The sequence below is a fragment of the Dactylosporangium sp. NPDC051484 genome (assembly GCF_040689395.1).
Taxonomy (GTDB): Bacteria; Actinomycetota; Actinomycetes; order Mycobacteriales; family Micromonosporaceae; genus Dactylosporangium.
Genome location: NZ_JBFAZX010000013.1, coordinates 44,328 through 58,308, shown reverse-complemented (window position 1 = coordinate 58,308; position 13,981 = coordinate 44,328). Strand labels below are relative to the sequence as shown.

The following is a 13,981-nucleotide window of genomic DNA, read 5'->3' as shown; positions in this document are numbered from 1 at the left end:
CTCGGCCGTTGCTTTTTCGAGCGCCATGATGATCGAGTGCTGCTGACCGTCACGACCACCCACCGCCCGGCGACCGACCTGGGCTACCTGTTGGTGAAGCACCCCGACCGGCTGCAGACCTTCGGCGTCTCCGCCGGCCGCGCCCACGTGTTCTATCCGGAGGCCAGCGAGGAGCGCTGCACCGCGGCGCTGCTGCTGGAGATCGACCCGGCGCTGCTGCGCACCCGGCAGCAGGGCGAGACGTTCACGCTGCACCAGCATGTCAACGACCGGCCGTACGCGGCGTCGAGCCTGCTCTCCGCGGCGCTGGGCCGGGTGTGGCGCTCGGCCCTGCGCGGGGACTCCCGGGACCGGCCCGAGCTCGCCGCCACGCCGATCCCGCTCGAGCTGCGTATCCCGGCGCTGCGCTGCAAGGGCAGCGCGGAGGAGCTGTTCGCACCGCTGGGCTGGGCGGTCGAGGCCACGCCGATCGCGCTGGACGCCCAGCACCCCGAGTGGGGGCCCAGCCGGTACGTCGACCTGCGCCTCACCGGCACACTGCGGCTCGCCGACGCGCTGAACCAGGTGTACGTGCTGCTGCCGGTCCTCGACGACGCCAAGCACTACTGGGTCTCCCCGGACGAGGTGGAGAAGCTGCTGCGAGCCGGCACGGGCTGGCTCGCCGGGCACCCGCGCAAGGCGCACATCGCCAAGCGATACCTGGCTCACCAGGCGGCGCTGACCTCGGCCGCGCTGGCCCGGCTCGACGATCTCTCGGAACTGTCGGAGCTACCGCAGGAGCCGGCGCCCCGCCCCGAGTCGCTGCACCAGCTGCGCCGGGCCGACGTGCTGCGGGCCCTGGCCGAGTCCGGCGCGACCCGCGTGCTCGACCTCGGCTGCGGCCCCGGGGCGCTGCTCGGCGAGCTCGTGCGCGACCGGCGGTACACGGAGATCGTCGGCGCGGACGTCAGCACCGTCGCCCTGGAGATGGCCGCCCGCCGCCTGCACCTCGACCGGCTCCCGGACCGGCAGCGCGACCGGATCCGGCTCCTGCAGACCGCGCTGACCTACCGCGACAACCGGCTCAAGGGCTTCGACGCCGCTGTGCTCATGGAGGTGATCGAGCACGTCGACCCGCCGCGGCTACCGGCACTCGCGGCGAGCGTGTTCGGCCACGCCGCCCCCGCCACGGTCATCGTGACCACGCCGAACGTCGAGTACAACGCGCTGTACCCGGGGCTGGCCCACGGCCACCTGCGCCACGCCGACCACCGCTTCGAGTGGGACCGCGCGCAGTTCGGCGCCTGGTGCGACGAGGTCGCGGCCCGCTACGGCTACACGGTCACCCGCTCCGGCATCGGCCCCGAGGATCCGGCCGCCGGCGCACCTACCCAGATGGCGGTGTTCAGCAAGTGAAGATCCCCGAGCTCTGCCTCGTGGCACTCGTCGGCGTGTCCGGATCGGGCAAGTCGACGTTCGCCCGGCGGCACTTCGCGTCCACGCAGGTGCTGTCCTCCGACGCCTTCCGGGCGATGGTCGCCGACGACGAGAACGACCAGTCCGCCTCCGGCGAGGCCTTCGACGCGCTGCACTACGTCGGCGGCAAGCGGCTGCGGGCCGGCCGGCTCACCGTCGTGGACGCCACCAACGTGCAGCGCCACGCGCGGCAGGCGCTGGTTGCCCTCGCCCGCGAGCATGACGTGCTGCCCGTCGCGATCGTGCTGGACGTGCCGGAGGACGAGTGCTGGGCGCGCACACAGGCCCGGCCGGACCGCGACTTCGGCCGGCCCGTGGTCGCCCGGCAGCACCGCGACCTGCGCCGCTCGCTACGCGGCCTCAGCCGCGAGGGCTTCCGGCAGGTGCACGTGCTGCGCGGCGTGGCCGAGATCGGCGCGGCCACGATCGAGTACGAGCCGCTGTTCAACAACCGCCGGGAGCTCACCGGCCCCTTCGACGTGATCGGCGACGTGCACGGCTGCCGGGCCGAGCTGGAGCTGCTGCTCGACAAGCTCGGCTACGAGATCACCCGCGACTCGCTGGGCCGCGCCGCCGGCGCGGCGCACCCGGAGGGGCGCACGGCGGTCTTCGTCGGCGACCTCGTCGACCGCGGGCCCGACTCGCCGGGCGTGCTGCGCCTGGTGATGGGCATGGTCGAGGCCGGCAGTGCGCTGTGCGTGTCCGGCAACCACGAGGCCAAGCTGCTGCGCAAGCTGCGCGGCGGCAACGTGCAGCTGACGCACGGCCTGGCCGAGACCATGACCCAGCTCGCCGGCGATCCGGATGTTTCGGCAGCTGCCGCGAAATTTCTGGACGGGCTCATCAGCCACTACGTCCTGGACGGTGGCCGGCTCGTCGTCGCGCACGCCGGGCTCAAGGAGGCCTACCACGGCCGCGCCTCTGGCCGGGTCCGCTCCTTCGCGCTCTACGGCGACACCACCGGCGAGACCGACGAGTACGGCCTGCCGGTGCGTTACCCGTGGGCGACCGAGTACCGCGGGCGGGCCATGGTCGTCTACGGCCACACCCCCACCCCTAGCCCGGAGTGGGTCAACAACACCATCTGCGTCGACACCGGCTGCGTGTTCGGCGGCTCGCTGACCGCGCTGCGGTACCCCACGCGCGAGCTGGTCTCGGTGCCGGCCGAGCGGGAGCACTACGCGCCGGTCCGGCCGCTGGCCCCGGCGCCGGCCGGCCTGGGCGGTCAAGGAGGCTCGGGAGGCTCGGCTTTCGAGGGGCTCGACCTCGCCGACGTCACCGGCCGCCGGAGCCTGGAGACGCCGGCCGGGCGGGTCACGGTCGCGGCCGAGAACGCCGCGGCGGCGCTGGAGGTCATGAGCCGGTTCGCGGTCGACCCGGCCTGGCTGGTCTGGCTCCCGCCGACGATGGCGCCCGCGTCGACCTCGGTCCAGGAGGGGTACCTCGAGCACCCGGTCGAGGCGCTGGCCGACTATGCCCGGGCGGGCGTGCCGCGGGTCGTCTGCCAGGAGAAGCACATGGGGTCGCGCGCGGTGCTCAACGTGCGCCGCGACGGCTCCGGCGCGGTGTACACCCGCACCGGCCGGCCGTTCTTCCCCGACGCCGCCCCGCTGGTCGAGCGGGTCGTCGCCGCGATCGGCCGCCGGGCTGTGGGACGAGCTCGGCACCGACTGGCTGCTCCTCGACGCCGAGGTGCTGCCCTGGTCGGCGAAGGCCGAGCCGCTCATCCGCGACCAGTACGCGAGCGTGGCTGCCGCGGCCGGCGCCGCCCTGCCCGCGGCGCGCGCGGCGCTGGTCGCGGCCGCCGGGCGCGGCATCGACGTCGGCGACCTGGCCGGGCGCTTCGCGGCGCGGGAGTCGTCGATCGCGGCGTTCGCGGACGTGTACCGACGTTACTGCTGGCCGACCGACGGCCTGGCCGGCGTCCGGGTGGCGCCGTTCCACGTGCTGGCCGCCGAGGGCGCGAACCACGCGCGGCAGGGGCACGAGTGGCACCTGACGCTGGTGGACCGGCTGGTCGCGGCCGAACCGGAGCTGTTCACGACCACCCGGCGACTGGTCGTTGACCCCGCCGACCCGGACGGGGTCGCGGCGGTCACGCACTGGTGGCTGGAGCTGACCGGGGCGGGCAGCGAGGGCATGGTCGTCAAGCCCGCGCAGGACGCCGGGCCGCGGGTGCAGCCGGCGATCAAGTGTCGCGGCCGGGAGTACCTCCGGATCATCTACGGGCCGGACTACGCCGAGCCGGAGCGGCTCGCCACGCTGCGCAACCGCAACCTCGGCCGCAAACGCGGCCTGGCGCTGCGCGAACAGGGTCTTGGCCTGGCCGCGCTCGACCTGCTGGCGGCCGGCGCACCCGCCTGGCGGGTGCACCAGCTCGTTTTCGCGGTGCTCGCCTGTGAAAGCGAGCCCGTGGATCCACGGCTGTAAGGAGACTCACGTACCCTGGTGACCCGTGGAAGAAATGACCAGCGCCGCGCGCGACCTGCTCTCCCTCAACCCACTCGACGCGAAGGGGTTGCTGAGCACGTTCGGCGTGATCGGCGTCTGGCTGATCATGTTCGTGGAGACCGGCCTGCTCATCGGGTTCTTCTTCCCGGGTGACTCGCTGCTGTTCCTGGCCGGCGTCGCCTCGTCGCCGGCCGCCGCCGACCTGCTCGGCGCGCAGCTGAGCCTGCCGCGGCTGCTCATCGGCGCGCCGATCTGCGCCATCGCGGGTGCCCAGCTGGGTCATTTCCTGGGTGCCCGCTACGGCCGCCGGATGTTCGACCGGCCCAACTCGAAGATCCTCAAGAAGGAGTACGTCGAGAAGGCCGAGTACTACTTCGAGAAGTTCGGCCCGGCGAAGGCCGTGGTGCTCGCCCGGTTCATTCCGATCGTGCGCACGTTCCTCAACCCGGTCGCCGGCGTCGTCGGCATGCCCGCCCGGCAGTTCTTCCTGTGGAACGTGATCGGCGGCATCCTGTGGACCGACGGCATCATCTTCGTCGGCTGGGCCCTGGCCAAGCAGATCCGGGAGCTGATCCCGCCGGAGAAGATCGACACGTACCTGCTGCCGGCCGTGCTGCTGATCGTCCTGATCTCCGCCCTGCCGATCTTCATCGAGGTCTTCAGGGGCTGGCAGGAGCGGCGCCGCGGCGGGCACGCCTCCGCCGCCGCGCAGGACCCGGCGAACGCCCCGACCCAGGTCCTGCCGACGATCCGCCCGACCGACCGCCCCACCGACCGCCCGGGCGACCACCGCGTCCGCGACTAAACACCAGATCGGCCGGACCGTCCGGGTCCTGCACCACGAACGCGCGCCCTTGTGCACATCGGTGCCGACGCTCGGCGGCGTCCTACGCTCACGCACCTTGACCTGCGGCTCAACCGGACGACGAGGGTAGGCCGACCGGTCTCAGGCGGTGGCGCCGGGCGTGGTGAGCCAGTCGGTCGGCAGCGGTTCCAGCGCACGGCCGACGGCTAGGGCGCGGTAGGTCAGCCGCGCGGCCTCTTCGAGGTAGAACGCTCGCTTGTGGGCGAGCTCGACGGTGTCGGCGACGACCGAGCAGCCGTGCCGGGACAGCACGACGCAGTCGGTGCCGTCGGCGCACGCCTCGGCGGCCAGGGTGCCCACCTCGGGGCGGCCCGGCGGCACGAACGGCGTGGTCGCCACCCGTCGCAGGTAGAAGGCGTGGTCCGTGGTGGCCAGCCTGATCGGCTCACCGATCGCGTCGAGGAGCAGGACGGTCTGGGGGTGCAGGTGCACGACCGCGTTGACGTCCGGCCGGGCGCGGTAGGTGGCGAGGTGGAGCGCGAGCTCCGATGACGGCGCGGCCTTGGCATTGCTGTCAAGAGCCGCGCCGTCGCTGATTCGGATCCGAACGAATGAACCACGGTCGAGCCGGTCGAGCCATGTCCCGGCCGCGGTTACCCAGCATTCGTCCGCGCCTGGTGCCCGGGCGGATAAATTGCCACCCGAGCCCACGACGAGTCCGGCCTGCACGACCGCCTGCCCGACATGGGCGAGCTGGTCGCGAAGGTCCCCGGTCGGGTAGCGCCGCAAAGCCCTACCCGACCCTTTTTAGCGAGGAGACTTCTTGGTCGCGCGCTTACGCGGCGGCGTCAGAAGATCGGCGATGGTGCCGATCGCGGAGGGCACGAGGCGGTAGAACGCCCACACACCCCGCTTCTCGCGCTCCAGCAGCCCGGCCTCGGTCAGGATTCGCAGGTGGTGGCTCACCGTCGGCTGCGAAAGCCCGAGCGGGGCCGTCAGGTCACACACACACGCCTCGCCGTCCGGCGCCGACTGGATCAGGCTCAGCAGCCGGAGTCGGGCCGGGTCGGCAAGTGCCTTCAGGACGCCGGCAAGACGCTCGGCATCGGCGCGGTCAATCGGCTCGCCGGCAAGCGGCGAGATCTGGGGCAGGGTCATCTCAGCCAGCGCAGTTCCCACGTTTTCCATCCTTCCACCAACACCATCGACCCGCCTGCATATGCGCAGGTCCGAATCGACAATTTTTCAGCCCTATCGGCCGAGGTCAGCCAACGAAAATGCTGAGCGATAGCTCAGCCCCGCGGCGCGAACCGCCTTTTCCGCGCCCCTATCGACGATAACGGCCACACCGACAACCTCGGCGCCCGCCTCTCGCAACGCCTCAACGGCCGTCAGGACACTCCCACCTGTGGTGGAGGTGTCCTCGACCGCGAGAACGCGGCGGCCGGCAACGTCGGGTCCTTCGATCCGGCGCTGCAGACCATGAGCTTTGTCACTCTTACGGACGACAAACGCGTCGAGCGTCCGTCCCCCGCGGGCGGCCGCCGCATGCAGCATCGCGGTGGCCACCGGATCGGCACCGAGGGTCAGCCCTCCCACGGCGTCGAACTCCCAGTCGTCGACAAGATCGAGCAATACCCGGCCGACCAACGGTGCACCCGCGTGGTGCAGCGTCAAGCGACGGAGATCCACGTACCAGTCGGCGACTTGTCCGGACGACAACGTGACCTGTCCGCGCACCACGGCCAAGTCGTGTACGAGTTTCAGCAGGTCGTCACGGTCGGTCATGACCGAAGCGTACGCGCTAAATCTCCGCAGTGAATCGATGACCCGCGCTCTCGGCCAAATTTAAAGCCGTCAAGGGGACGAGGGCGAATACGAAGGTGATCGCAACGATCACCACGAGTGACGCACGGGGTGACGGTTACAGGGGATGACGATCTACCGATGCGCCGGCGAAAACCTGAATTTTGTTCTCATTGGATCGTTGCAATGATCGATCAAGGGCGCCTACCTGCGAAAACGCCCAAAAGTCCAGTCTTGAGCCAACCGAACGACCACGCGAATGGTACCTATCGGCCATCATCCGAATGTACGTGACCACAATCATGCTCGATACACAGCAAATTCAATGCTTGTCGTAGTGCACGGATCTGTCCCTGGCACGGCCGTTAACGCTCCTCATGCCCGATGCGTCCCCTGGTGTCCCGAGCCACCCGGTGGACCAGGCCGCGCGGCGCGTGGCGGATGCCGAAGACCGCCAGCTTGTACTTCCAGCCGGGCACGCTGACCACCCGGCCACGGCGCAGGTCCCGCAGGCCGGCTCGCACGACGGTCCGGGCGTCCAGCCAAATCCAGGAGGGCGTCCGGCTCATGTCGATGCCTGCCCGGCCGTGGAACTCGGTTCGGGTGTACCCCGGGCACAGCGCCATGACCCGAACGCCCTTGCCGCGCACCAGCTGCGCCTGCGACTCGCTGAAGTTGGTGACCCAGGCCTTGCTCGCCGGGTACGTCGAGCCCGGCATCAGCGCCGCGAACCCCGACACCGACGAGACGTTGACGATCTCGCCGCGCCCCCGCTCAACCATCCCGGGCAGGGCGGCCAGCGTCAGCCGCATGACGGCGTGGACGTTGAGCCGCAGCAACTCCTCCTCCAGCTCGACCGTCGAGCGCAGGAAGGAGCGGTTGAGCGACCGGCCGGCGTTGTTCACGAGCAGGTCGACTGGGCGGCCCGCATCGGTGAGCCGGGCCGCGACGGTGTCGCACCCGTCGGCCGTCGCGAGATCGGCCGGCAGCACCTCGACGGGCACGGGCAACTCGGCGGCGAGGCCTCGCAGCCGCTCCTCGTCGCGGGCCACCAGGATCAGCCCGAAGCCCTCGGCGGCGAGCTCCCGGACGAAGGCGGCCCCGATACCCGCGGTGGCTCCGGTCACGAGTGCGGAACGCCGTTCGGTCACCGCGGCAATGTAGCGGAAAGGGCCGGACGAGGTCGTCCGGCCCTTTCGATGGGCCGCTCAGGCGGTGGGTGGTCCGTATCCGGGCGGCTCGGGCTGACCGGGATCACCCGGCTGACCGGGATCACCCGGCTGGCCGGGCTGACCCGGGAAGCCGCCGGGTCCGCCGGACGCGGGAGGCTCCCACTCCTGCTGCGGCTTGCGGAAGTACGGGTGCGAGGCCGGCAGGGCGAGCAGGATGATCGGCACCAGGATCGCCAGGATCAGCAGGATGCTCAGCACCGTCGTGACGGGCTGGTACCAGCCGGGAACCTCGGCGTAGATGATCCGCTGGTATTCGTCCCAGGCGGGCAGGTTCGGCGTGGCCTTACGGGCCTGGTCCCACAACGGCTGGGCGAACAGGACCGAACCGAGCCCCAACAGGCTGCAGCAGAAGGCGAGGCCGCCGAAGACCCAGGTGAGGATCCGGGCCACCTGACTGCCGCGGCTGACGAAGTAGCCGAGCAGGACCAGGGCCACGACGATCACGAAGGCGAAGACGACGCCAACAGTGGCGCCGATGGCGCCACTGTTGTTCGAGGGCACGCCGGCCTGCTCGTAGACCCGCTTCGTGGCTTCGTTGATCTTCTGGGCGTACAGCAGCGAGAGGACCGCGTTGATCACTTCGATCGCCGCGGCCGCGAACAGCAGCATCGAGGCGAGGCTGACAGTGGACGGCCGGGCGCGCGGCGCCGAGGCCGGAACGGCGAATGACATCCGGTTGGCTCTCCTCCCAGGGAATCCCTGGGACCACCGTATCGATGCGGCGCTAGTCGCGCAGCCGGTCCGGGGCGCGGCCACCAGGGTGGATTCGGCGCCGGGCCCCTCGGGTCAGCCCAGCAGGCGCTCCTCGGCGTAGCGGGCCACCGTCGTGCTGCTCATGATGCAGCCGCTGAACGTCTTGATCTCGCCGCGCTGGCCTTCGAGCCGGCGCCAGGCGGCCTGGCCGGCCGCCGCGTCGGCGTGGGTCAGCAGCTCGGCGGCGTAGACCCGGCCGGCCGGGGTGGCGCGGTCGAGAAGGGCCTCCAGCCGGGGACGAAGCTCGTCCCCGTGCTCGCGGAGGCCCTCCTCGATGGCGAAATACGCCTTGGTGGCCGGCAGGAGGGCGCCGGCGATGCCGACCCCACCGAACGCCAGCGTGTCGGCGTCGGCAAGCAGACGCAGGTCGTCGTCGAACGCGCGTTTCTTCCTGAGCATCTGCCGCACCCTTCCACACTTCTATCCGGCGGTCACGATGAGCGCCTTCTTGTCGTCCGACAGGTCGACCACGACGCGGTCGCCGTCCCTGATCTCGCCCGCCAGCAGCGCCCGGGCGAGTTGGTCGCCGATGGACGTCTGCACCAGGCGGCGCAGCGGACGCGCGCCGTACACCGAGTCATACCCAAGACTGGCCAGCCAGTCACGCGCCTGGTCGGAGACCTCGAGCGTGAGCCGGCGATCGGCCAGCCTCCGGCTCAACGCATTGAGCTGGATCTCTACGATCGCACGCAGATCCGCCTGGGACAATGCGTCGAAGACCACCATGTCGTCGAGCCGGTTCACGAACTCCGGCTTGAAGTGGCCCCGGACGGCGGCGATCACCGCGTCCTGGCGCTGCTCGGCGCTGAGCGTCGGATCGTCCGCCAGCACCTCGGAGCCGAGGTTGGACGTAAGGATCAGGATCGCGTTGCGGAAGTCGACCGTGCGGCCCTGCCCGTCGGTGAGCCGTCCGTCGTCGAGCACCGCCAGCAGCACGTCGAACACGTCCGGGTGCGCCTTCTCGACCTCGTCCAGCAGCACGACCGTGTACGGGCGGCGGCGTACCGCCTCCGTGAGCTGGCCGCCCTCCTCATAGCCGATGTAGCCGGGCGGCGCGCCGACCAGCCGGGCGACGGTGTGCTTCTCGCCGTACTCGCTCATGTCGATGCGCACCATCGCGCGCTCGTCGTCGAACAGGAACTCCGCCAGCGCTTTGGCCAGCTCGGTCTTGCCGACGCCGGTCGGGCCGAGGAACAGGAAGCTACCGGTCGGGCGGTCCGGATCGGCGATGCCGGCCCGGGCGCGGCGCACCGCGTCGGAGACGGCCTGGATCGCGCGTTCCTGGCCGATGACCCGGCTGCGCAGCGACTCCTCCATGCGCAGCAGCTTCGCGGTCTCGCCCTCCATGAGCCGCCCGGCCGGGATGCCCGTCCAGGAGGCGACGACGGCGGCGATGTCGTCGGCGGAGACCTCCTCCTTGAGCATCGCGCCCGAGGACTGCAGGGCGGTGAGCTCGCTCTCCGCCTGCGTCAGCTCGTGCTGCAGCTGGGGGATCACGCCGTAGCGCAGCTCGGAGGCCCTCGCCAGATCCCCGTCGCGCTCTGCCCGCTCGGCCTCGCCGCGCAGCTGCTCCAGCTGCTCCTTGGTGTTGGAGATCTTCTGGATGTGCTGCTTCTCGTTCTGCCAGCGATCGGTGAGCGCCGTCAGCTGCTCGCGCCGGTCGGCGAGCTCGGCGCGCAGCCGCTGCAGCCGCTCGGCGGAAGCGGCGTCGGGCTCCTTGGCCAGCGCCATCTCCTCAATCTCGAGCCGGCGCACGCTGCGCTCGACCTCGTCCACCTCGGTCGGCCGCGAGTCGATCTCCATGCGCAGCCGGGACGCGGCCTCGTCGACCAGGTCGATGGCCTTGTCGGGCAGGAAGCGGTCGGTGATGTACCGGTCCGACAGCGTGGCCGCGGCGACCAGGGCGGCGTCGGTGATCCGCACGCCGTGGTGCACCTCGTAGCGCTCCTTCAGCCCGCGCAGGATGCCGATGGTGTCCGCGGTCGACGGCTCGCCCACAACCACGGGTTGAAAGCGCCGCTCCAGCGCCGGGTCCTTCTCGATGTGCTCGCGGTACTCGTCCAGCGTCGTCGCGCCGACCATCCGCAGCTCCCCGCGGGCCAGCATCGGCTTGAGCATGTTGCCGGCGTCCATCGAGCCCTCGCCCTTGCCGGCGCCGACGACCGTGTGCAGCTCGTCGAGGAACGTGATGACCTGCCCGTTGGAGCCCTTGATCTCCTCCAGCACGGACTTGAGGCGCTCCTCGAACTGGCCGCGATACTGCGCGCCGGCGACCATGGCGCCCAGGTCCAGGCTGACCAGCCGCTTGTCGCGCAGGGACTCGGGCACGTCGCCGGCCACGATCCGCTGGGCCAGGCCCTCCACGATCGCGGTCTTGCCGACGCCGGGCTCGCCGATGAGCACCGGATTGTTCTTGGTACGCCGGGACAGCACCTGGATCACCCGGCGGATCTCGGCATCACGCCCGATCACCGGGTCGATCTTGCCGTCCCGCGCGGCCTGCGTCAGGTCAACGCCGTACTTCTCGAGCGCCTGGAAGGTCTGCTCGGGGTCGGCGGAGGTGACCTTCCGGTCGCCGCCGCGCACCTGCGGGAACGCCGCGACGAGCGTCTTCTCGGTCGCGCCGGACTCCTTGAGTAGCGTGGCGACCGCCCCGCCGACCTGGGCGAGGCCGGCCAGCAGGTGCTCGGTCGAGGTGTACTCATCGCCCAGCGGCCGGGCGATCTGCTCGGCTGCCGCGATCGCGTTGGCGAACTCGCGGGCCACGTTGGGCTCCACCACGCTCGCGCCGCGGGCGCTGGGCAGCCGCTCCACGGCGTGCAGCGCGGCGCGTCGCACGTCGGCCGGGTTGGCACCCACCGCGCGCAGCAGGCCGGCGGCGGTCGAGCCGCCCGTGTCCAGCAGCGCCAGCAGAAGGTGCCAGGGTTCAACAGTGGCGTGCCCACGCTGGCTCGCCGCGTCCACGGCGGCTTTGATGACCTCGCGACTCTTGGTGGTCAGGCGTTCGGCGTTCATCGACTCCTCGTTCCAGCGCGCGTCCTTCAGGAGGTACGACACCAACGAGGTTGAGTCTATTCCACTCAAGTCCGGTTTCTAGCTATCGGGCGCTCACCGCTACGTGGGACCAGTCGCAGGACTTGTTCTTCGTGGTGCAGAGCCAGACTTCGCCCGACTGCTGGGCCGGGTAGCCCAGGATGGTCTGGGCGTCCAGTCTTCGGAGCCGGAAGACCAGGCGGGCGCCGGGATCGCGGGTGCGCTGTTGCTGGTCGAGGACCCAGACGCCCTGATTGCTGGCGATCAGCACCGCCCCGCCGGGCAGGACTTCGGCGCTGAACACCTCGGCCACCTCCCGCATCGCGGTCGCCTCGGTCCAGACGGAGGCAGAGCCGGTCGTACCCCGCTGGCGGCGGGCGGCGAAGTGGGGCCCGACCAGCCAGACGTCGGAGCCGTCGGGGGCCACCACCGGGCGGACCACGGCGGTCTCGTCCGTCGCGTGCGCGGTGCCCTGCGGCTGCCAGGTATGACCGTGGTCGGCGCTGCTCCAGACGGTGACCGTGGAGCCGGCTGCCGGGGAGGGCGTGCCGGCCAGGGCCTGGGCGGTCAGCCACAGGGTGCCGTCCGCGGTGGAGGTGAGGCCGGTGTACCGGTGGTCGCCGGACGGTCGTGCGGGCAGCGGGGCGCGGTTGCCGTCGTCGCCGACGGTCCACGGCTGCGAGCAGCCGCTCGCAGCGGTGTCCTGGCAGCCGACCGAGTACTGCGGCTCGGCGAGGTTGAGCTCGACGGGCGGCGGGGTCAGCGGGCGGCGCTCGAAGGTGCGGCCGGTGTCGCGGGAGACGAAGTACCCGTCGGGCGCCGCCTTGATGATCAGCACGTTGCCACGGCCCAGGCGCATGTCCACGTCGATCGCGGCGGCGAACGGCAGCTTGCGCGGCACCCAGCTCGACCCGCCGTCGAGCGTGAGCACCAGACCGGCCTGGCAGGACTGGCTGGCCACGCACGAGGTGAACAGGGCGTATCCGGTGTTGGGGTCGGCGAACTCGACGCCGCGCGGCGAGGTTCCCTTCGGCACCGGCACCACGTTTTGCCGGTTGTGCGGGTCCTCGGAGCCGCCGGGGGTCGCCGGCACGTCCTCGTAGGAGATGTCGTCGCTGGGGGTCTGCTGCGGCTCGGCGGTGCCGTTCGGCGAGCACGAGCCGGCGCTGAGCGTCGCGAGCAGCACCGCGGCCAGCGTGACGAGCAGGCCCCGGCCCTTCGCTCCTACCAACGCCAGCGCCAGAATCTGCGCTGGTAGCGCACGCGCACGCTGCTGCTGCGCACCTCTCCGCCGATCTTGAAGATGACGCCCTGCTCCGGCTGGTCATACACCGCCGGGACCTTCTGCTTCACCGAGCTCGAGTGTGGGGCGATGCTGCCGATGTCGGCGGTGGCCCCGCGCGGCAGGACCAATTCGATCGAGCTGGACCGCGCCTCGAGCTGGACCTCGACCACCGGGCTGGTGAACACGGCCTCGGTGAAGTCGAGCTTGATCGAGCCGGACCGGGTGCTGATCAGCAGGCGGCGCGACACCGTCCAGCGGCCCTGGCGCTTGAGGCTGGACGAGCGGTTGCGGATCTCCAGCTGCTCCGGGACCGCCATGGGCCCTTTCTGCGGCAGGTCACCGACATACGGCTCGATCTCCCCGAACGTGCGCGACCGCAGCACGCCGTCCACGCGATCCTCGAACTCCGAGAGCGTCAGCCGGCCCTCCGCGACAGCGGCGTTGAGCTGGGCGACCACAAGCTCCCGCTCGGCGTCGGAGATGCGCATGTCCGGACGGTCCGTGCTCACGACGACACTGTAGACCTCATCGTGAGTCATTGACATACTGCGTTTCGCCACCCACTTCGGGTGGAAAAGTGCGGATTCACCGTGGCTCACCGAGGGTGAACAACGCCATCGGCTCTTCCCATACGACCTGGTGACGGGCTAAGTTGTCGCGAACCAGGGAGCCTGACGAAGTGGCGGCATCCCTGGCGATCACCCGCTGGCCACGGGAGCAAATAGTGAGCGTGACACAGGCGGGATTCCGGGGCTTCCAGAACCCGGTCGACCCTACCGCGGCCGAGCTGCGCGCGTGGGCCTACCACCCGGACGCCTCGCTGCTGCAGACGATGCCCCCGGACTGGGACCTGCTGGTCGCCGGCGACCGGCTGGTCGGCACCCTGTTCGAACTGGCGATGGACCCGGCCTGCCCCGCGCGCCGGTTCGCGCTGCACTGCCTCTACATCTACGCGGCCGACGGCATTCGCACGCACTTCCGCGCCCACCCGAAGCGCCGCCTGAGGAAGTTCGTGGAACAGGCCGAAGGCAACGGCGACGAGCCGCTCACGACGTGGGCCCACAACGCGAGAATGCTCCTGGCCCGCCCCGAGCTCTTCGACTACCGCGACTGGTGCGAGGGCGGCCTGGTAAGACAACCAAGAAAACTGAGCTGAGAGGC

12 protein-coding genes and 1 pseudogene are annotated in these 13,981 nt (G+C 70.9%); 4 read left to right on the top strand and 9 right to left on the bottom strand.

The features are described 5' to 3' along the window. Positions 1 to 36: 36 nt before the first annotated feature. The 3 genes and pseudogenes from AB0367_RS22005 to AB0367_RS21995 all read left to right on the top strand — a co-directional run bounded on the left by AB0367_RS22005 (position 37) and on the right by AB0367_RS21995 (position 4,711). Complete coding sequence (locus AB0367_RS22005) at positions 37 to 1,395, top strand: 3' terminal RNA ribose 2'-O-methyltransferase Hen1 (RefSeq protein WP_366228228.1); 1,359 nt, start codon at positions 37 to 39, stop codon at positions 1,393 to 1,395. Next, a pseudogene (locus AB0367_RS22000) lies at positions 1,392 to 3,885 on the top strand (polynucleotide kinase-phosphatase). The gene AB0367_RS22005 and the pseudogene AB0367_RS22000 overlap by 4 nt, the downstream one beginning before the upstream one ends. A gap of 34 nt (positions 3,886 to 3,919) precedes the next feature. Next, the gene (locus AB0367_RS21995; protein WP_366228376.1) at positions 3,920 to 4,711 is read left to right on the top strand and encodes a DedA family protein; all 792 of its coding nucleotides are present in this window, start codon (positions 3,920 to 3,922) and stop codon (positions 4,709 to 4,711) included. 141 nt (positions 4,712 to 4,852) lie between these two features. Here AB0367_RS21995 and AB0367_RS21990 read toward each other — a convergent pair whose 3' ends face one another. The 9 genes from AB0367_RS21990 to AB0367_RS21950 all read right to left on the bottom strand — a co-directional run bounded on the left by AB0367_RS21990 (position 4,853) and on the right by AB0367_RS21950 (position 13,329). After that, the gene (locus AB0367_RS21990; RefSeq protein WP_366228227.1) at positions 4,853 to 5,500 is read right to left on the bottom strand and encodes a class II aldolase/adducin family protein; all 648 of its coding nucleotides are present in this window, start codon (positions 5,498 to 5,500) and stop codon (positions 4,853 to 4,855) included. An 18-nt stretch (positions 5,501 to 5,518) separates the two neighbouring features. Continuing rightward, complete coding sequence (locus AB0367_RS21985; protein ID WP_366228226.1) at positions 5,519 to 5,899, bottom strand: metalloregulator ArsR/SmtB family transcription factor; 381 nt, start codon at positions 5,897 to 5,899, stop codon at positions 5,519 to 5,521. Between the two features lie 63 nt (positions 5,900 to 5,962). After that, entirely contained in the window at positions 5,963 to 6,499 is a 537-nt protein-coding gene (gene pyrE, locus AB0367_RS21980; RefSeq protein WP_350546022.1) for an orotate phosphoribosyltransferase, read from the bottom strand. Between the two features lie 383 nt (positions 6,500 to 6,882). Then, positions 6,883 to 7,677 (bottom strand): SDR family NAD(P)-dependent oxidoreductase, encoded by a 795-nt coding sequence (locus tag AB0367_RS21975; RefSeq protein ID WP_366228375.1) that lies wholly within the window; start codon positions 7,675 to 7,677, stop codon positions 6,883 to 6,885. Between the two features lie 48 nt (positions 7,678 to 7,725). Beyond that, positions 7,726 to 8,421, bottom strand: coding sequence for a hypothetical protein (locus AB0367_RS21970; protein ID WP_366228225.1), 696 nt, complete (start codon positions 8,419 to 8,421; stop codon positions 7,726 to 7,728). A gap of 114 nt (positions 8,422 to 8,535) precedes the next feature. After that, a complete protein-coding gene (locus AB0367_RS21965) occupies positions 8,536 to 8,901 on the bottom strand; it encodes a hypothetical protein (RefSeq protein ID WP_366228224.1) in 366 nt (121 codons plus the stop codon). Between the two features lie 21 nt (positions 8,902 to 8,922). Beyond that, entirely contained in the window at positions 8,923 to 11,517 is a 2,595-nt protein-coding gene (gene clpB / locus AB0367_RS21960; RefSeq protein WP_366228373.1) for an ATP-dependent chaperone ClpB, read from the bottom strand. An 82-nt stretch (positions 11,518 to 11,599) separates the two neighbouring features. Continuing rightward, positions 11,600 to 12,766, bottom strand: coding sequence for a hypothetical protein (locus AB0367_RS21955; protein ID WP_366228223.1), 1,167 nt, complete (start codon positions 12,764 to 12,766; stop codon positions 11,600 to 11,602). Beyond that, entirely contained in the window at positions 12,760 to 13,329 is a 570-nt protein-coding gene (locus AB0367_RS21950) for a DUF1707 domain-containing protein (protein WP_366228222.1), read from the bottom strand. Before AB0367_RS21950 ends, AB0367_RS21955 begins: the two co-directional genes overlap by 7 nt. Positions 13,330 to 13,544: 215 nt before the next feature. Between AB0367_RS21950 and AB0367_RS21945 the strand changes: the two genes are divergently transcribed. Further along, the gene (locus tag AB0367_RS21945) at positions 13,545 to 13,976 is read left to right on the top strand and encodes a hypothetical protein (RefSeq protein WP_366228221.1); all 432 of its coding nucleotides are present in this window, start codon (positions 13,545 to 13,547) and stop codon (positions 13,974 to 13,976) included. Positions 13,977 to 13,981 lie beyond the last annotated feature (5 nt).